The 16,462-nt window shown below is 53.0% G+C and carries 15 protein-coding genes; 4 read left to right on the top strand and 11 right to left on the bottom strand.

Annotated features, from left to right (window positions below; genetic code table 11):
• The first annotated feature begins 172 nt into the window (after positions 1-172).
• Positions 173-1,219, top strand: coding sequence for an asparaginase (locus A0129_RS14030; RefSeq protein WP_291715955.1), 1,047 nt, complete (start codon positions 173-175; stop codon positions 1,217-1,219).
• Between the two features lie 15 nt (positions 1,220-1,234).
• Here A0129_RS14030 and A0129_RS14035 read toward each other — a convergent pair whose 3' ends face one another.
• The 9 genes from A0129_RS14035 to A0129_RS14075 form a co-directional block, all read right to left on the bottom strand.
• The gene (locus A0129_RS14035; RefSeq protein ID WP_291715957.1) at positions 1,235-1,933 is read right to left on the bottom strand and encodes a hypothetical protein; all 699 of its coding nucleotides are present in this window, start codon (positions 1,931-1,933) and stop codon (positions 1,235-1,237) included.
• A 3-nt stretch (positions 1,934-1,936) separates the two neighbouring features.
• Entirely contained in the window at positions 1,937-2,305 is a 369-nt protein-coding gene (locus tag A0129_RS14040; RefSeq protein ID WP_291715959.1) for a VOC family protein, read from the bottom strand.
• A gap of 25 nt (positions 2,306-2,330) precedes the next feature.
• A complete protein-coding gene (locus A0129_RS14045) occupies positions 2,331-4,079 on the bottom strand; it encodes an amidohydrolase family protein (RefSeq protein WP_291715960.1) in 1,749 nt (582 codons plus the stop codon).
• Between the two features lie 64 nt (positions 4,080-4,143).
• Complete coding sequence (locus A0129_RS14050; RefSeq protein WP_291715963.1) at positions 4,144-5,211, bottom strand: MBL fold metallo-hydrolase; 1,068 nt, start codon at positions 5,209-5,211, stop codon at positions 4,144-4,146.
• A gap of 12 nt (positions 5,212-5,223) precedes the next feature.
• Positions 5,224-7,497 carry a DUF3604 domain-containing protein gene (locus A0129_RS14055; protein ID WP_291715965.1) on the bottom strand — a complete coding sequence of 758 codons (2,274 nt, stop codon included), beginning with the start codon at positions 7,495-7,497 and terminating at the stop codon, positions 5,224-5,226.
• Between the two features lie 43 nt (positions 7,498-7,540).
• Positions 7,541-8,545, bottom strand: a complete 1,005-nt coding sequence (locus A0129_RS14060; protein ID WP_291715967.1) for a HupE/UreJ family protein — start codon at positions 8,543-8,545, stop codon at positions 7,541-7,543.
• Positions 8,542-9,345, bottom strand: a complete 804-nt coding sequence (locus A0129_RS14065) for a peptidylprolyl isomerase (protein ID WP_291715969.1) — start codon at positions 9,343-9,345, stop codon at positions 8,542-8,544. The genes A0129_RS14060 and A0129_RS14065 overlap by 4 nt, the downstream gene beginning before the upstream one ends.
• Before the next feature lie 7 nt (positions 9,346-9,352).
• The gene (locus A0129_RS14070; RefSeq protein WP_291715971.1) at positions 9,353-10,102 is read right to left on the bottom strand and encodes an SDR family oxidoreductase; all 750 of its coding nucleotides are present in this window, start codon (positions 10,100-10,102) and stop codon (positions 9,353-9,355) included.
• Positions 10,099-11,229, bottom strand: coding sequence for a glutathione S-transferase family protein (locus A0129_RS14075; RefSeq protein WP_291715973.1), 1,131 nt, complete (start codon positions 11,227-11,229; stop codon positions 10,099-10,101). The genes A0129_RS14070 and A0129_RS14075 overlap by 4 nt, the downstream gene beginning before the upstream one ends.
• A 115-nt stretch (positions 11,230-11,344) precedes the next feature.
• Between A0129_RS14075 and A0129_RS14080 the strand changes: the two genes are divergently transcribed.
• A complete protein-coding gene (locus A0129_RS14080) occupies positions 11,345-11,938 on the top strand; it encodes a TetR/AcrR family transcriptional regulator (RefSeq protein WP_291715975.1) in 594 nt (197 codons plus the stop codon).
• A gap of 4 nt (positions 11,939-11,942) precedes the next feature.
• Here the strand turns inward: A0129_RS14080 and A0129_RS14085 are convergent, their stop codons facing one another.
• Both A0129_RS14085 and A0129_RS14090 read right to left on the bottom strand, forming a co-directional pair.
• Positions 11,943-12,509 carry a TetR/AcrR family transcriptional regulator gene (locus A0129_RS14085; RefSeq protein ID WP_291715976.1) on the bottom strand — a complete coding sequence of 189 codons (567 nt, stop codon included), beginning with the start codon at positions 12,507-12,509 and terminating at the stop codon, positions 11,943-11,945.
• Positions 12,503-13,591, bottom strand: coding sequence for a glutathione S-transferase family protein (locus tag A0129_RS14090; protein WP_291715978.1), 1,089 nt, complete (start codon positions 13,589-13,591; stop codon positions 12,503-12,505). The genes A0129_RS14085 and A0129_RS14090 overlap by 7 nt, the downstream gene beginning before the upstream one ends.
• A 108-nt stretch (positions 13,592-13,699) precedes the next feature.
• Between A0129_RS14090 and A0129_RS14095 the strand changes: the two genes are divergently transcribed.
• Entirely contained in the window at positions 13,700-16,129 is a 2,430-nt protein-coding gene (locus tag A0129_RS14095) for an arylsulfatase (RefSeq protein WP_291715980.1), read from the top strand.
• A 34-nt stretch (positions 16,130-16,163) separates the two neighbouring features.
• Positions 16,164-16,462, top strand: a 299-nt coding sequence (locus A0129_RS14100; protein ID WP_291715982.1) for an SUMF1/EgtB/PvdO family nonheme iron enzyme, incomplete at its 3' end; no start/stop codon positions are given.

Below are 16,462 nucleotides of genomic sequence, written 5' to 3' on the forward strand. Positions count from 1 at the left end.
ACCGAAAGGTTACATCGCGACGCTTAGCAAATTCTGCGATTGTTAACAACTGTGGCATGTCCTGTGTCTACTCTGTGTAAGTGACCCATGGGTAATTTACTTACCCTGTTAGAGTTAACCAGCCTCGACAAACCAAGTGTTGAGGCGAGTTTCATAAAAACAGGAGAATGGGATGAAATTAAAAGCCTTGCTTGCGTCAGCTCTGCTGACCACTACATTTGCCGTACACGCTCAAGACAAACCCGTGGTGCAGTTCATTGCTACGGGAGGCACCATTGCCATGAAAATTGATCCAGTGAAAAACGCGCCCGTGCCAGCCATTTCAGGCGAAGACTTGTTGGCCACCGTGCCGGATGTGGGCAAGTACGCCAACATTCAGGTCAAGAGTTTGTCGAACGTGCCGTCCGATTACATGGATCCTCCACGTTGGGTGCAATTGACCAAAGAGGTAAATGCGGCGTTGGCCCGCCCTGAGGTGGCCGGTGTCATTGTTTCTCATGGCACCGACACACTGGAAGAAACCGCGTTTTGGCTGGACCTCACCGTTCGTTCGGAAAAGCCAGTGGTGTTGATCGGCGCACAGCGAAATGCGTCGTCTTCTGATTTTGACGGTCCTCGCAATTTGCTGAATGCAGTGCGCATCGCCGTGGATGCACAGTCCAAAAACAAGGGTGTAATGCTGGCCATGAACAACCAGATCAATGCTGCGCGTTACGTGACCAAAACCCACACGCAGAACGTCGAGACTTTCCAAAGTGGTGCATTTGGTTTGATTGGTGAGGTCTATCCAGACCGCGTCATGTACGCAACCACACCCTTGCGTCGCCAAACCTTCCAGCTGGTGGATGGTCCCATGCCTGAAGTGGAAATTGTCGCCATGTATGGTGGTGCCACAGGCGCTGCTTTGCGCAATGCGGTAGACCGTGGTGTAAAGGGCATTGTGGTTCAGGCGCTGGGCATGGGCAACATGAACGTACCCATGTTTGAAGCCGTTCAATATGCCTTGTCGAAGAATGTACCCGTGGTGATCTCTACCCGAGTTCATCAAGGGCGCGTGATGGCGAACTACGGTTTTGTGGGCGGTGGTAAAACCACGTTTGATGCCGGCGCTGTGATGGCGGACGACCTATCACCCCAGAAAGCCCGAATTTTGCTGATGCTGGCCATGCAGTCGGGGATCAACAAAAAGGCTGACTTGCAGCCCTTGTTTGACCGATAAGTTGTACCAATCCGTTCAGGCGATGTGAGCCACTGGAAATGTCATCTGAAACTGGGTGATTTCCAGTGCGGTGACCACATCGCCAATGTCCATATCAGGAAAGGCATTGCCCAGGTTTTGCAACACATGCACGTTTGCAAACCGGGCTTTGCCCTTCGCACTTGGGCTGTATAAAAATTCCTGGCCTTGCCATCGTTGACCCAGGGTTTTCATGAAACCGGGCACCAAACCTGTGTTGATTGGAAAGGAAAAGCCTTTGCCCCGATACGCCAGGTCAAATTGAGGCACGCCATCTTGATGCAGGCTGATTTCCTGCAGGTTCTCCGGTCCCTGTGCAACATCGAAGTTACACAGGTTTTTTGGGATTCCCCAATTGATTCGACCATTTTTCACGCTGCTTGCACTGCTCACCACAATGTTGCTGATGGTCAGCAGGCGTTTACTGCCGAGTTTTTGGCTAAATTGCGCAGTGCCCGGAATGTAAAGCAGCTCCTTGTAAGGGCCTGCATTGGAGTGCGTGTAGTCTACATACATCAGCACGCTGACTGGGCTTTTTAAGGTGTCGCGAATGTCCAGTGGAATGCGGGTGTCAGCCATCAGCTTTTCAGCTTTGCTGCGCATCACCACAATCAGGCCTTTTCCGGTGAGTGTCCAGGGTGCAGGCACTTCCTCAACGCCTGCAAACTCGTCAATGGTTGAGTCAATTGAAGTCAATTTTCAGCCCATCTTGAAAATATTCATCTTGTGCCCGTCAGGTGTGCGGAAGTAAGCGGCATAAAAGCCGGGCATGCGTTCGCCGGGTGCACCTTCGCAGGTACAGCCCAGTGTTTTTGCATGTTCATAAAATGCGTCAACCTGGGCACGGTCCTTGGCTGTCAGTGCCACCATGGTGCCATTGCCGACGGTGGCCGCCTGGCCGTTGGCAGGCTTTAGCAATCCAATAAATGGACTTGCCATGCTGGTGCCCCAAAAAATGCCATGCGGCAACTCCAGAATGCGTTTGGCCCCCAGGGGTGCAAACAGCTTGTCAAAATATTCTCCGCTTTTGGGCAGGTCGTTGGTGCCCAAGGTAATGTATCCGATCATCGTACTTCTCCGTGGATTTTCAGGTTCAGGTTCTGGCAGGCAAAAATTGCCCGAAGCCCATTTCTTTTCCGAGCTCGGGCGCAACGGCCTCGTTCTCGACTGCTATCTTGCCATTAATCAGGACGTGTTTTACGACACCCGGGTTTCGGTTCACCAAACGTTGCAGGCCGAAATTTTCCATGTCGCCCCAGGTCACCTGTTCAAGGTTCTGGTTCAAGGCCTCAGGATTCAAAACCACCAAATCGGCTCGGTCACCCACCCGAATTTTTCCAGCCTCAATTCCCAGCCAATCAGCTTGCTCACCGGTCAAACGCCACACTGCATGTTCCATGCTCATGATGGGTTTGCCTTCCTCAACGGTTTCTTTCACCAGTTTGAGGAAACGCAGGGGCAGGTTGTAAAAGGCCATGTTGCGAATGTGGGCGCCGGCGTCACTGAATGTGATCAAGGTGTGTTTGTCTTGCACCAGTTCGCGGATCACTTCACGCTTGTGGTTGCCCACTGTGGTGTACCAGCGCAACTGGCGACCAAACTGAACCACCAAGTCGAGGAACAAATCGACCACATGCACTTTGCGGGCGCGGGCCACCTCATCAAAGTTTTTGCCCACCAAATTCGCGTCTGGGCATTCAAGAATAATGGCATCCCCGAAATCACGCTGCCACACACGCGGACTTAACTTTTGTCCGTAAAACTTGCGGAACTGGCGGCGGTAATCCTCGTTTTGCAGCAAACTGTTGCGCTCTACCTGGGTGCGCAGGTCAAGTGCCATTTCCCCGGCACCAAATTCTTCAAAAAACACCACATCAATGCCATCGGCGTACACAGTGAAAGGGGTGGGCAATAGTTGCCAACGGAAAGCCCCGCCAAGCCAGTTCACCACGCGACTTGAAATTTGTGCCATGGGTCGAACGGTTTTGTTGCCTTTTAAATCGATGAGCGCAATCAGTGTGGTTTTCAGGGGTTTGCGTATCCAGCCCAGGGTTTCAATCAAGTATTCAAAAATTTGCAGCGGGTTGGCTGCATTGGGCGCACCTTGATGCACGCGGCGGTATTTGCGCAAAATTTTATTCAGACGGCGAAGCTCGCTCCAGCGGGCATAGGTGCTGGGCAGGCTCTTCGACCAGGCGCGATCACCGTCAATTTTGTCCCACTTCAGGCACATGGTTGAAAGACCCAAAAACCCGGCTTCCATGGCCTCAGTCAGCGTGGCTTCCATTTGCTGCATTTGTGCTTCAGTGGGTTTGATTTTGCGGTCAGTCGAATCCAACAAACCCATGGTGCCCACACGCAAATCGCTGTGGCCCAAAAATGAGATCAGGTTAGGGCCAAGGGGCTGCTTTTGCACAAACTCAACCCATTGACGTGGGGTGCTCCATGTCTTTTTTTCTTGAAGAATGGGCAAGACCTTTTCACGCGGCACGGTTTCCACACGTGTGAAAATGTCGGATGCATCCTCGGCTTCGCTGCATATCATGCTGAGCGAACAGCTACCCACCAGCACGGTGGTGACCCCATGTCGAACCGATTCGGACAGGCTTGGTGCGACGATCATTTCGGCGTCGTAGTGGGTGTGGGTATCCAGAAAGCCAGGGGTTATCCAGTGGCCATAGGCGTCAATCACTCTCGGCGTGCCTTGATATTGCAAAGGCGTTTCACTGACTGCGGCAATGCGTCCGTCCTTGATTCCAATGTGGCGAAGGGCCGATGGGCCCCCGGTGCCATCGAAATAGCGTCCACCTGTGATGACTACGTCGAATGTCGAGGCTGTCATGTTTGTCTCCAATTCTCATTTTTTTCAAATGTAACAAGAAATCTTGTCGAATTGGAAAAAACTTTTAGCGCTGGCTGTAAATCACTTCTTTGCTGCCCGCTGGCAAGCTGATGAAATCGCCGTCTTCGCCAATACGAAAGGGCCCCTTGAACACATCGGGTGCCTTGCCCAGAAATATCTCGCGCAATGGAGCCAGGGGCAATGGGGGCACAATGTGGCTCAGCACCACATGGCCCACCTCGGCTTCTTGAGCCAATACAGCCACATCCAGTGGGGTGGCGTGGTAGTTGGGAATATCCGAGAAGATTTTGGCCAGTTTGCTCCGGTTGTTGTTGATCGCGGTTTCCTGGAGGCGAGCCACCAATTCCGGACTCAGGGCTTCATGCAGCAGCAGATCGGCATTGCGGGCTGCGTCTTTCACCTGCACGTCACTGGTGGTGTCGCCGCTCAGAACGACGGTTCGGCCTTTGTAATTTATTCGATAACCCACTGCCGGGTTGATGGGCTGATGATTCACGGCAAATGCTTCGATCAGCAAATCAGGCTGTTGTACCACGGTGGTGTAACTACCTTTTTGCACAGCAAACTGGTTCACATCCGCACCTGCCAGCTCTGGCGGCATGGTCGCAACGCCGTGGTGTTCTGTTCGGTAACCCGTGTCTTGCCGGTATGCAGTCTCAAACCCATTCATGACTTCTGCAATTCCGCTGGGGCCATGCACTGTCAGTTTTTGCCCCTGGGTGTGTTGTGCCCAGCGCGTCATCAGTACTTCCCCCAGACCATCGATGTGATCCGAATGAAAATGCGTAATAAACACGCCCTTGAGTTGACCTGTGGAGAAACCCATCGTCGCAATTTGTTTGGCGGCTGCACTGCCGGCATCGAATAAGAACATGTCCTTGCCTGCAATCACCAAGGTGCAGGGGGCAGCACGATCCGGGTCGGGGAAGGGTGAGCCCGTGCCGCACAAGCCAACATGCAAGCCGTCATCGAGCCCGTTCATTGGGTTTTGCATTCGTTCGCTGGCCACTTTTTCGACCATGGCCAGGGTAATTTCATGACGCTGAATGTAAGCCACTGTGCCACCAGCGAGGATCAAAGCGACAGCAGCAATCAAGAGTTTTTTGCGCATGGTTTTTCCTTGTTATGGCTTGCGACTCTCAACCCAAATCGGAGAGCTCCAGGCACGTTCCTGTTGGGTGATGAACCGGAAGTCTCCGCGGAAATTGCCTGGCTCACCTTCAATGCGGCAACAACCTTCATACCCGGCAAAACCACTTTGTGCCGAAAACAAACCGTTGCCGGATTGCAGCGCCTCGCATTGCACACCTTTGGCTGTGCACATTTTGGTGGTCCAGCGGCATGAGTTGTTTTCAAGTGCCCGAGCGTAGTAGCTGGCGCCTGTGCTTGCGTTGTACTGGGTGTCATGGAACACCGCACACATTTGTTCGGGGCCCTGTTGCTGAATGCTGCAATCTGAGTTGGGCTGTGGCGCTTTGGTATTCTCAGCGAGTGTTAATACCCGTTGCTTCAAATCACCGCTTGAATCAGCCCAAGTCTTGATCAGTTCGAGCCGCTGCAGAGGTACACCGGCTTCCTCACCGCCTGGGTCTTGAATGGCGTAGGCCACAATGTAAGGGCCGCCGTTTTTGACTTCCAGCGTGCCGCCCATGGGTACGCCTTGTACCAAACCTTCCTCGATTGGACTGACACCAGCTGCCAATTGTTCGCAGATATTGCCGGGGAAAGGCTTGCTCGAAGCCAGTGTGCGTATTCGCATACGCGAGCCCGAGGTGGCGAATGTTTCTCTGCGTTTGAGCGCTGCAAAAATTTCCTTGCGTGTGTTTTCTCGCGCCCAAACACCTGCCAGCCCGCCAGGGGTGAAGTTCGAAGCCACAGGGTTGAATACGCGCTCTTCACAGTTGTTCGGGTCTGCGGCCGATTCGGTGCTGAATGGCAGTTTGAACCCGGTGATGGAGTCGGTAGGAAGGGGCCGTTGTTTGCACTCCCAGTTGCCCAAGGCTTCATGGGGTTCATCGTCCAGCACACCGCCATGGCCCGAGTTTTTCGAGAATTTGGTTTTGTCGGTGTTGCCTGCGATGCCGTTGTGCGTATCGCTTGAGCCAATAAAACCATATTGATAAGGGTTCACCCCCAGCTTGCGTGCAATCGCACTGCCTTCCGGCAACACGTTACGGGCGTAATCCAGTGGGGCTGTACAATCGGCGGGCGTTGATCCACCGATGTCGCTGCCTGTGCATTGGCTCGCTGCGTGAATGCTCTTTCCTGTGCCTTGCAGGCGGTTTACCTGGCAAAACAGCGGGTCATTGGGGCTGCCTTTGCACACTGTGGCGCATTCTGCAGGGTCGTCTGCATTGCCTTTGCACAGGGTTTTCCACTCTTCAAATCCGCAACCCGATTCTTCGCCTCCAGTCAGTCCCTGGTTAAACCCGGTGATGCATTCGCTGGCACCCTTGTGCTGAACAATTTCGAACAAACGGTCGAGGGTGTTTCGCAGGGTCGCATCCGCCGCGGTCAAGGTCATGTTGTTGCGCGCCAAGGGCAGGCCTGTGTCTGCCTGACGCGGACGTGCAAATCGACCGTCGCTTTGGTTGGTGCTGTGAGGAATCGTGACCACATCGCAGCCTTCCACATCCAGGCACTCCGTTTTCAGTCGATCGAACAGATTCCACTCGTCGTTGGTGTTGTCGGTGGTGGGAATGGGCGGGATGGAGCTGATTACATCGCTGGGCACCGTGGTGCCCTCGAAAATTACGTTTCGATGCAACACCTGACCGCCCTTGTTGGAGGAGAACTCATAGCCGTTGAAGGTCGTGAATTTGCAAGGTTGGTTTTCCGCGTTGGCCACAGCCTGTATTTCTTCCCAGGTTCGGGTGCTGGGCACCCGGCTACCTGCACTGGTTACCAGTTGCAGGTACAAAGGCACATTTCCGGTGATGAAGACAGAGACGTTGTCACGAATCACCTGGCCCAGCACGCTGCAGGCGGGGTTGGTACCTGCCGGAACGTTCCCCTGCAGTTCGCAGATATTGGAAAAGGTACCCAGTTGTTCGGCATGTTCGGTTACCGCAGCGAAATCAAGTGGCCGACCAATGTTGATTTGTCGCATGGGTGTATCCGGATCCTCCCCGGACGGCAGAAAGGCGTTTTCACTTTTGGCGAATTGGTATGCCTCTCGTGGACCATTGATTGAATTGAAAAAATAAGCGTCAAACGACAGTTTGGTGTGAATGTGTAAATCACCGAAGAAGGCCTGCTTACGCACACTGCTGCCAAGGCATTCCACATCGTCCGGACGTTCTGCCGGGGCTGCTGTAGTGGGGGCAGTGGTTTGTGCCACTGTGTTGTCATTTGAATTCAGACAGCCTGACAAGCTGAGTGCGAGAAGGGCGGGCATCAACAAGTGCGCTGGCAATAATTTGCGCACAACTGTGCAATATTCATACATAGCTGTGAATCCTTTCAATCGTCCAGTACAGGGCTGCGCCGCCGATGCACAGGGTCAGGGAGTATTGGGCCAAGCGCGTGTAATTGGGTAGATGAGTTTTCTCAAGCAATGTGAAAGCGGTCGCAAGCACCGTGACAATCCACAACTGACCAATTTCAATGCCCAAGTTGAAAAGCAGCAAGGTGCTCAGCAGTGCATCTTGTGGAAACCCGCGTTCTTCCATGGACAGGGCGAAACCCGAGCCGTGCAACAAACCAAAAGCCGCAATCAACAGCAGGTGAGACCAATTCGATGATCGTGCTGGCTCGGAACGCACCAGTTCCCAGGCAAGCCACAACACGCTCAATGCAATCCAGGCCTCAATCGCGCGGGTGGGTACTGCAATCCATCCCAACACCAGCATCGCCAGGGTCAGGCTGTGTCCTACAGTAAACAGCGTGAATTGCCCTATCAATTGCCTCACGCTCTGCTTTCGTTTTTTCCACAACAGGTAAAGCCCGGTCACAAAAAGGACGTGGTCCAGCCCAAACACAATGTGTTCAATCCCGACACTCAAGTACTCCAGCGGCGGAGTTTTATGAGTATTGTTGCCCAATGCGACACTGGCCTTTTTTGGCGTGAGCACCGCATGGATTCTGTCGCCTTGGTGAGGGGTGGCAAGTACAATCAGGTCGGGTGCGAGTCGGGTAAATCCATTTGCCAGAATTTCATGCTCGGCGAGTGATTTGCTGCAGAAAAAATTGCCTCGCTGGATCAGTTCGGTATTGCCTTCCCACTCTGTACTGACGTCACGCAATTCACAGGCCGGTTCAAACTTGAAATCAATCGGCGGGATCTTGTCGTCCGATCCCACTGTGCGTTTGAAAACAAATTGACCTGTACTTGGGGTGCCTTCATGCACAATCAATGCAGAAGTACCCATCTCATGTGCGTGGCCATTTTCCCCTGAACCCAGTAAACCGATGCAGAGCGACCATGCAAAAAGAAGCCTGTTCATGGAGCTTCCTTGATGGTGTAGGTGGCCCGCAGTGCCGCCAAACCGGCTTCATTCACAGCCTCCCGTTGCGCTGCGATCAGGTCAGACCGAAGCTGAGTACCTGCTTCTTCAAGCGTCATGGTACGTCCCGCTTTTTTTTCATTCACCTTGAAAAGGTGGACCCCAAGTGGCGATTGCACAGGTTGTGACCACTCGCCAAGGGGTAAGTCGAAAATGGCGTTGCTGGTCGCCAATCCAAATTCTTTGGTGATCCGTTCCCGGCTCAGTAACCCGGAACCTGTTAGCAGGGGAAAGGGGTCAGAGACGATTTGCTGGCCCGCAAGCAACTCGTTCCGAGCAAGGCCAGCCTGATAGATCGCTTCGTCACCTCGCTTGCCGCGGCTAAAAAAATGGTGATCAAGCAGGATGGTTTGTTCAGTTTGATAGCGTTGTGCGTTTTGATCCAGCCAGGTTTGAAGCTGCGCCTGCGTGGGCGGCGCAATCGGAGTCATGTCCTCCAGCAGGAAGCGCATTTTCTGCACCACGCGTCGCTTCACAATCAAGTCGTCTTTTTCCAGGCCCAGCTTCACACCTTCCCGATACAGAATTTCTTCATCAATGTAGGTGGCCATGGCTTGTTCGTAGCTTGCAGTACCCATGGCCTGAGCGCCGCTTTGCAGGACCTGCTCGCGTACGAAAGCACGCTGTGCCTCGGTCACCACCAGTTCATTGCTGGCTGCCTGTTCATCGCTGCGCCATTCCAAAACGCCGATCAGAATGGCCACTGCGATGAATCCCAGGACGGAATAGGAGGGTTTCATTGTTTGTTTATTTCATATAACGCCATACACCCGTGGGCATATTGGCCAGGAGGGGTTTCAAAAGTTTCCAGGGATAGCCTGGCACCACGCCCACGCTGCGGCGTTTCTCAATGTGATTGGCCATTTCCCGGGCTGCCTGTTCAGCTGACACCAAAAATGGAAACTTGTCCATGTCATCGACAATTTCAGTCTTTACAAAGCCAGGAAGAATTTTGGTGAAATCGATTTTGTATTTTTTCAGTTCAATCGCTGCGGCATCCAGGTACATCGAGAACCCGGCTTTGGTTGCACAATAGGCCGCTTGCTTTGGAATGGGTGTCAGTGAGGCCAGCGAAGAAATACCCACCACATGACCGCCTCCAGCTTTTTTAAACCACTCTACTGCAGCATTCACAGTGGCAATCGCACCCAGCAAATTGGTTTGCATTAATCCCAATTCATCACTTAACTGGTTCTTGCCCACGCCAGTCAACTTGTTCACACCCGCATTAACAACGACGATGTCCACTTGGTTCAAGTGACTGAATACCGTGTGAAGAGCGGGTCCAACAGCGCTGGTGTTGTTGACGTCAAGTTCAATGATTTCGACCTGTAAATTCTGGCAGCCGGGCATCAAAGCGATCTCGGCACGCAGCGCTTCAAGCTTGTCCAGCCGACGTGCGGCCAGGCCAAGGTGATAACCACGCTGCGCAAACTCGATTGCCAGGGCTTTTCCAATACCCGATGAGGCACCTGTAATAACGACCGTTTTATTCAAGCTGCTTTCTCCATGGTTTGAGGTGGCAATGCAGTCACCGCCACGGTCAATGCCCGGCGTTCCACGCGGGGAAGGTTAAGGTTCAGGATGTGTTCGGCGTTGTGTTGCTTAAGCCAGGTGCGAACATCGTGTTTGTCGCTGTCGGCCATGTGGGTGTAGCAATCCAGCGCACGTTGCATCATCCAGATCATGTAGGGAAGTGCACCGCGCTTGAAGGGTTTGCCACCCATGGTGGTCGTCACTTCGCCGATGCGCCGTGGCAGGCGTTGATTCAAGCCGTTTTGCCGGGCGTACTGGGTGGCCATTTCGCCAATCTGTGCCACCATGGGTATGAATTCATCAAAGATCGATTTGAAAATCGGGTTCAACGTGACTGGAACTTCATCGTTGCCCAACAGGGGTTTGTCGGCATGCACCGCTGGGTTTTTCATGCGTTCCAGCCAGGCATTCAAATGCATTCTGGGTTCAATCAATTCGCGTTTGGGCCAGGGGTCACGGCCAAGGTGACCGTACATGGTGCCCACCAAACCGAAGTCGCCCAAGCTTGGGCGCTCGCCCAATAAAAATGGAAACTGCTCGAAATGCCGGTTCAATGCGTCGAGCATGTGCACAGTCCATTCATTCATGGTGTCGTATTGCTCGGGCACTATCCCAACGAATGGCAACATGCCACGCAGCATTTTTGCCGGACGTTGCGCCGCTTTGTTTTGTAAAAAACGAGGAGCCCATGGCAACAAGGCTTTCCCCGCATCATGTTCAAACAAGGCGAAATTCTCCGGGTAATTCCAGCGCGTGTGCATCGCGATTGGCACCCACCATTCATCGCCCCAAGCCTCCAGCAACATGGAGGCAAATTCTTGCACCGGGGTATTGGGTGTCACCGGGTTGTTGTGGTGCAGCGACTCAATGTAGCCAATGATCTCGCTCGTGTCTTGTATCCACTCACCGGATGGTGTTTTTAGAACGGGCATGACCACAGCACCGGTCTTTTTCTTGATGGTTCGGGTCAGCGTGAACAGGTTGACCGCATTGAGCACATGATCAACTTGTTTGTAGCGCAAATAGCATAGCGCCTTGCCCGTGAAATAGGACAAATGCCAGCCATACAAAGTGTAGGTTTGTCTCATGTGACCCTTGTTTGCGGGTTTCGAATAATTAATTAGAACATTAATATTTACACTGTGTCAATTTCTTTGAATGTGTGGCACACTGTCAGGCATTGAGACCTTGCTGCACATTGGAATGAACACACGCGTAACCCAGGAAAAGAGGCCTTACCTTGGCAAAGACGATCGCAGAAAGTCGCTGCTGAATGCTGCTGCAGAGCTGGTGGAAGAGGCGGGGTGGGGTGTGTTGAACATGAGTGCACTGGCTGAGCGGGCTGGCGTAAGCCGGCAGTTGGTGTATCAACACTTTCCGAATCTGGAAAGTTTGCTGGGTGCGACCGCGTGGGCTATTTTCACAGACACGATGCAAGGTACCGCGCTGGCCATCACCAGCAATCCCGATGACATCAAACAGGCGATACGTTCAGCGGTGTTCGTTTCTTTGGATATGCCAGTGGGCAAAGGCGACGCGCTGTGGCAATTGATCGCCGGTTCGGGTTTGAATTCTCCCGAGCTTGAAACGATTCGTCTCGGAATTCGCGGTGTGATCCTCAAGCTTTGGGTGCCAGCAATTCGAAAAGCCAAAGGCCTGGATCAAGCAGCGGCCACTGGCTTGGGGTGGATGGTCATTCTCTCGTTTTGGGGCATTCGCCAATTGATTCGTGATGGCGTTCTCAGCCGCGAGCAAGGTATTTCCCAGTTTGATGCCTTGCTGGATCGTCTTATTTAGCCGCTCACTTTAGCAATTGTTCAACGCTGCGCTGAAGCACTTGCTTGGCGGCTTTCACACTGAGCTTTTGATCGCGTCTGAGTCTTAACCAGGTTTCAATGCTCAATACCAAATCAAATGCTTCAAACAAGGCTTTGTCTTTGACAATCTCGCTCGGTAGAAAAGCTTTCAGCAAATAACGTTGCAACTCAACCGTATCCGCTTGTCGGTTTCGCAGGTATTCGGATTCGTGCAGGTGCACCAAACTCGCAGCCTGGAGCGGAGCCAGCTTTTCAAACATGTCGGCGCGTCGCTCAATCGCATGCATCAGTTTTTCGTGCAGATTGCTGCCCATGACCGGTGTGGCCAACACAGGCGCAACAATGGCATCCACCTCATTGGTCATCTCCCTGTAAAGGGTTTCCATGTCTTTGAAATGCCTGAACACTGTGCGCAGACCGACCCCGGCGCGTGCGGAAACCATTTCTGCTGTCGGCGCCAAGTGGCCTTCCTTGATTAAGGCAATGAGTGCCTGAACGATTTGTTGTCGATTGGCTTGTCCGCGGGTGGTGCGACCGTCTACTTTCACCATGTTCTGCTTGTCATTGTTGTGGGTGTTGTGATGGGCAAGCCCTTGATTCTCGCCTCAATGGGGCATGTTACAGGTTTGCTCAAGGCTGTGCCCAGTTCGGGAAAACACGCGTTTATTTCTTGTTGGGTTGAGAGCTCAAGTGCCTGATATCGATTTCTCAACCGCTGGTAACGCCAGGCACGGTAACGTTGTGTGGGTATTTTGAACTGTACACCTTGACTGCTGAACTTGAATTGACGCGCCCCTTGTTCAATGGCCAGTTCATTGGCTTGCATATAAGGTAAAAATTCAGTGCCAATGATGTTTAGCAATGGGGTCAATTCTACTGGCCATTGTGTTGTCAAAGGCGCGTTGCTGTGGTCAGCCAGTTTGGTATTCCACAGCCGCGCAACCCATTCGTGCACGGCCGGGGCGCGAGTCTGCATGATTCTCGCTGGTGTGGGGTCGCAGAAAAAATGCCGGAACATGCTGCCATACAGCCCATAGTCGGCCAATGTTGGGCGTTGGCCAAGAACGAATGGTTGCTTCTCAAGCACTGTCTCAAGAGCATCCAGTGTTTCAAGGTAATGTGCTTCAACGCGTTTCGCAGTGCTTTTCCGTACGCCATCAAGCCATAAAAAGTGCAGTCGCTGTCGATTTAAAATGGCCCAGCGTCGCATGAAAAAGGGCAGTGGTACATCACGCATCATGCCATCTGCAAGGCGGTGGCTCATCAGTCGGGCGTCCTGAGCGTGGGCCCAGCGATAGTAAAGTGCCGGCCTCCACAGCCATTCATCGCCGAAGTCCTCCAGCAACTGTGCAAGGAATCGGATTGTGGCATTTTCAGGCATGATCGATGTTTCTGGTTTCAGAGTTTCCAGAAACTCAATAATCAATGTGGTGTCGCTTAGCCATTGACCATCAAGCCATTCCACCTGAGGCATTTGAGCCACACCCGTGGCTTTCCCGCAGCGTTTGAAATCGCCAGTGTCCATCTCAATCAATTCATAAGGAATTTGTTTGCCACGCAGGTAGGCCTCCAGCTTTCCGGTGAAGTATGAAAGATCCAGCCCGTGAACTTTCAAAACTTTGGGCATTGCCATGTGTTCGACTCCTTGAGATTCGAATTTGTTTTGTATATAGTGACACAAATAGTGTCACTAGTTAAGTGTAGAAATAATAGACACGTTCAATTCAAATAGGGGACAAACATGGCGCAGCGTGGTGATGATCAGAACGACAATGAAAACACTGAGGATTTGTCCCCCAAGCGTTTAAAACGACGGGCATTTTTATCGGGTCTCGCTGTGGGCGCAGCCACTGTGGGCGTGGCTGCCACTGGTGCGCATGTGGCCAACACCAAAGCACGTGCATTGTTGACACCCAAAGCCCTGCCTGAAGGTGAGGCTGCACAGGTGGCTCTGTCCTTTCAGGATTCCCGGCCCGCCACTGCCAGCAAAGCAAAGGCAAAAGAAGGCGCGCCCAATGTGGTCGTTATTTTGCTCGACGACTGTGGATTCTCCGATTTGGGTTGTTACGGCAGTGAAATAAAAACACCCGCCATCGATACCTTGGCAAAAACCGGTTTGCAGTACACCAACTTTCGCACCTGCTCCATGTGTTCGCCCACACGGGCTTCCTTCCTGACAGGTTTGAATCATCATTCTGCAGGCATGGGCTGGTTGGCTGACATCGATGCAGGTTACCCGGGTTATCGCGGTGACTTGACTCATGAGGCAGCCACATTGGCTGAAGTGCTGCAAGCGGCAGGTTGGTCAACCTTTCTGAGTGGAAAATGGCATTTAAACAATGCGCACACCACAGGCGCGAATGGCCCGTACGACAATTGGCCAACCCAACGTGGTTTTGATCGGGCTTACTGGTTTCAAGGGCACTCCACCGATTACTTCAAGCCGTCGGAGTTATTCGATGGTGTGGCGCCGGTCGAACCACCTGACACGCCCGATTATTTTGTATGTGACGATCTCACCGACCGCGCCATTACCTACATTCGCACCCAGCAGGCACTGGAGCCGGGGCGACCGTTCTATTTGCATCTGGCCTATCCGGGGCCGCATTCGCCCTTGCAGGCGAGGGCCCGTGAACGCGATGCGTACAAAGGCCAGTATGACAAAGGCTGGGATGTGATTCGCGCCGAACGACTCGCGCGCCAGAAGGCCTTGGGTGTCATGCCGGATACGGTTGAGCTGCCGCCACTTTCGTTTGGTTCGGACAGCTGGGACAAGTTGCCAGAGGCGCACAAAAAAATTACAGCCCGCTACATGGAGGTGTATGCCGGCCTGATGAGCAATATGGACAATAATATTGCGCGTTTGATGAACAGCCTCGAAGAACTGGGCGTTCGTGAAAATACCATCGTGGTCCTTTTCTCTGACAATGGCGGCTCTCCGGAAGGAACACCGACCGGCACTCCGAATGTGTTTGCACCTGCATTCGGGCGCCCGATCCCTGTGGAGGAAGCTGCGCAGCTGTATGACGTATTGGGCGAGGAGGGCACCTATCCGCACTACCCGATGGGTTGGGCCAGTGCATCAAACACGCCCTTCAAAATGTACAAGCAATACGCCCACTTGGGTGGTGTGGCCGACCCTCTGATTGTGAGTTGGCCCAAAGGTATTGCTGCGCAAGGCGAATTGCGTGACAACTTCGTACATGTAGTGGACTTGTTTCCCACCTTGCTGGAAGCCACAGGTGTTGAACGTCCAACCGTGTACAAAGGCCGACCCCAAAAGCCGATCGAAGGCCAAAGTGTGTTGCCAACCTTCAGCAAAGCCGACAGCCCCACCCGCAGTGAACAGTATTTTGAGTTGGGTGGTCATCGTGCTTACATGGAGAACAACTGGCGTGCAGTGGCTCGACACACTCGAGGCAAACCATTCGAAGATGACGTGTGGGAACTGTACGATTTAAGCAAAGACCCTGCGGAAGGTACAGACCTGGCCAGCCAGTTTCCAGAAGTGGTTGAGCGTTTGAAGAACAAGTGGTTGCAGGCGGCACAGCAATACAATGTATTGCCGCTGGATGATCGCAATTTGGTGCTTCGCCTGGTTCAGGACCGACAGGAAAAGGGTCTACGGGCGCGTTGGGATTTTTACCCGCCTGTGGAGCGTTTGGCGCGGGATGTAGCGCCAATCGTGTGTGGCTTGTCGCACACCATTGAATTGGAGTGTGAACGAAGCAACAATGCGGGCGACGGCGTGTTGTTGGCCCAGGGTGCAAAGTACGCCGGCTGGGTTTTGTACATCCAGAATGGCAAGTTGTGTTATGAACAAAGCCTGGTGCCCTATGTGGAACGAATTGAATCCAGTTCGGTGTTGCCCGAAGGCAAGTTGAAAATCAGGTATCAGCAACGCATGACTGGTCGACCATTTGATGGCGAGGGTGCATTGTTTGTGAACGGTCAGCAAGTGGCCAAGCACACCTTCAAGCGAGTTTTGTTTTCTACCAGTTACGATGGTTTTACTGTGGGTGCTGATCTGGGTAACCAGGTATCAACCCGTTACAAAGGCCCCAATCCCTTTCAGGGCAAGTTGGGCAAAGTGACAATTGATGTCGACACCAGTAAAGTCAATCCAGTTGAAATGCTGCGCTTTTTGAGCCAAATGGGATTGAATGTCTAAGCACCGAAAAATGCTCTCGGGTGGCGAGTTTAGGATGGGTTCGAATCGCCACTACCCCGAGGAGCGTCCGGAGCGCACCGAGCGGGTGACCGAATTCGCAATCGATGTGTTTCCAGTGCGTAATTCGGAGTTCGCCGAGTTTGTAGAGGCCACGCAGTACGTCACCTTGGCTGAGCGCAAGGGGTACTCCCATGTGTTTAAAATGACCGAAGGCCCGGTGCCTTTGAACAACCCCGATCAATGGTGGAAAGCAGTGCAGGGCGCATGTTGGCACAACCCAAACCCCGGCACTGAATTGCCTGGTGATTTTAACGAGCACCCGGTGGTGCATAT

The sequence above is a fragment of the Limnobacter sp. CACIAM 66H1 genome (genome assembly GCF_001601825.1).
Classification (GTDB): Bacteria; Pseudomonadota; Gammaproteobacteria; order Burkholderiales; family Burkholderiaceae_B; genus Limnobacter.

What these genes read in the sequence shown, in the direction of transcription:
- A0129_RS14030 (WP_291715955.1), top strand. Translation starts at nt 173, where the DNA reads ATGAAATTAAAAGCCTTGCTTGCGTCAGCTCTGCTGACCACTACATTT.
- A0129_RS14040 (WP_291715959.1), bottom strand. Translation starts at nt 2,305, where the DNA reads ATGATCGGATACATTACCTTGGGCACCAACGACCTGCCCAAAAGCGGA.
- A0129_RS14045 (WP_291715960.1), bottom strand. Translation starts at nt 4,079, where the DNA reads ATGACAGCCTCGACATTCGACGTAGTCATCACAGGTGGACGCTATTTC.
- A0129_RS14050 (WP_291715963.1), bottom strand. Translation starts at nt 5,211, where the DNA reads ATGCGCAAAAAACTCTTGATTGCTGCTGTCGCTTTGATCCTCGCTGGT.
- A0129_RS14055 (WP_291715965.1), bottom strand. Translation starts at nt 7,497, where the DNA reads ATGCCCGCCCTTCTCGCACTCAGCTTGTCAGGCTGTCTGAATTCAAAT.
- A0129_RS14060 (WP_291715967.1), bottom strand. Translation starts at nt 8,545, where the DNA reads ATGAACAGGCTTCTTTTTGCATGGTCGCTCTGCATCGGTTTACTGGGT.
- A0129_RS14065 (WP_291715969.1), bottom strand. Translation starts at nt 9,345, where the DNA reads ATGAAACCCTCCTATTCCGTCCTGGGATTCATCGCAGTGGCCATTCTG.
- A0129_RS14075 (WP_291715973.1), bottom strand. Translation starts at nt 11,229, where the DNA reads ATGAGACAAACCTACACTTTGTATGGCTGGCATTTGTCCTATTTCACG.
- A0129_RS14080 (WP_291715975.1), top strand. Translation starts at nt 11,345, where the DNA reads ATGAACACACGCGTAACCCAGGAAAAGAGGCCTTACCTTGGCAAAGAC.
- A0129_RS14085 (WP_291715976.1), bottom strand. Translation starts at nt 12,509, where the DNA reads ATGGTGAAAGTAGACGGTCGCACCACCCGCGGACAAGCCAATCGACAA.
- A0129_RS14090 (WP_291715978.1), bottom strand. Translation starts at nt 13,591, where the DNA reads ATGGCAATGCCCAAAGTTTTGAAAGTTCACGGGCTGGATCTTTCATAC.
- A0129_RS14095 (WP_291715980.1), top strand. Translation starts at nt 13,700, where the DNA reads ATGGCGCAGCGTGGTGATGATCAGAACGACAATGAAAACACTGAGGAT.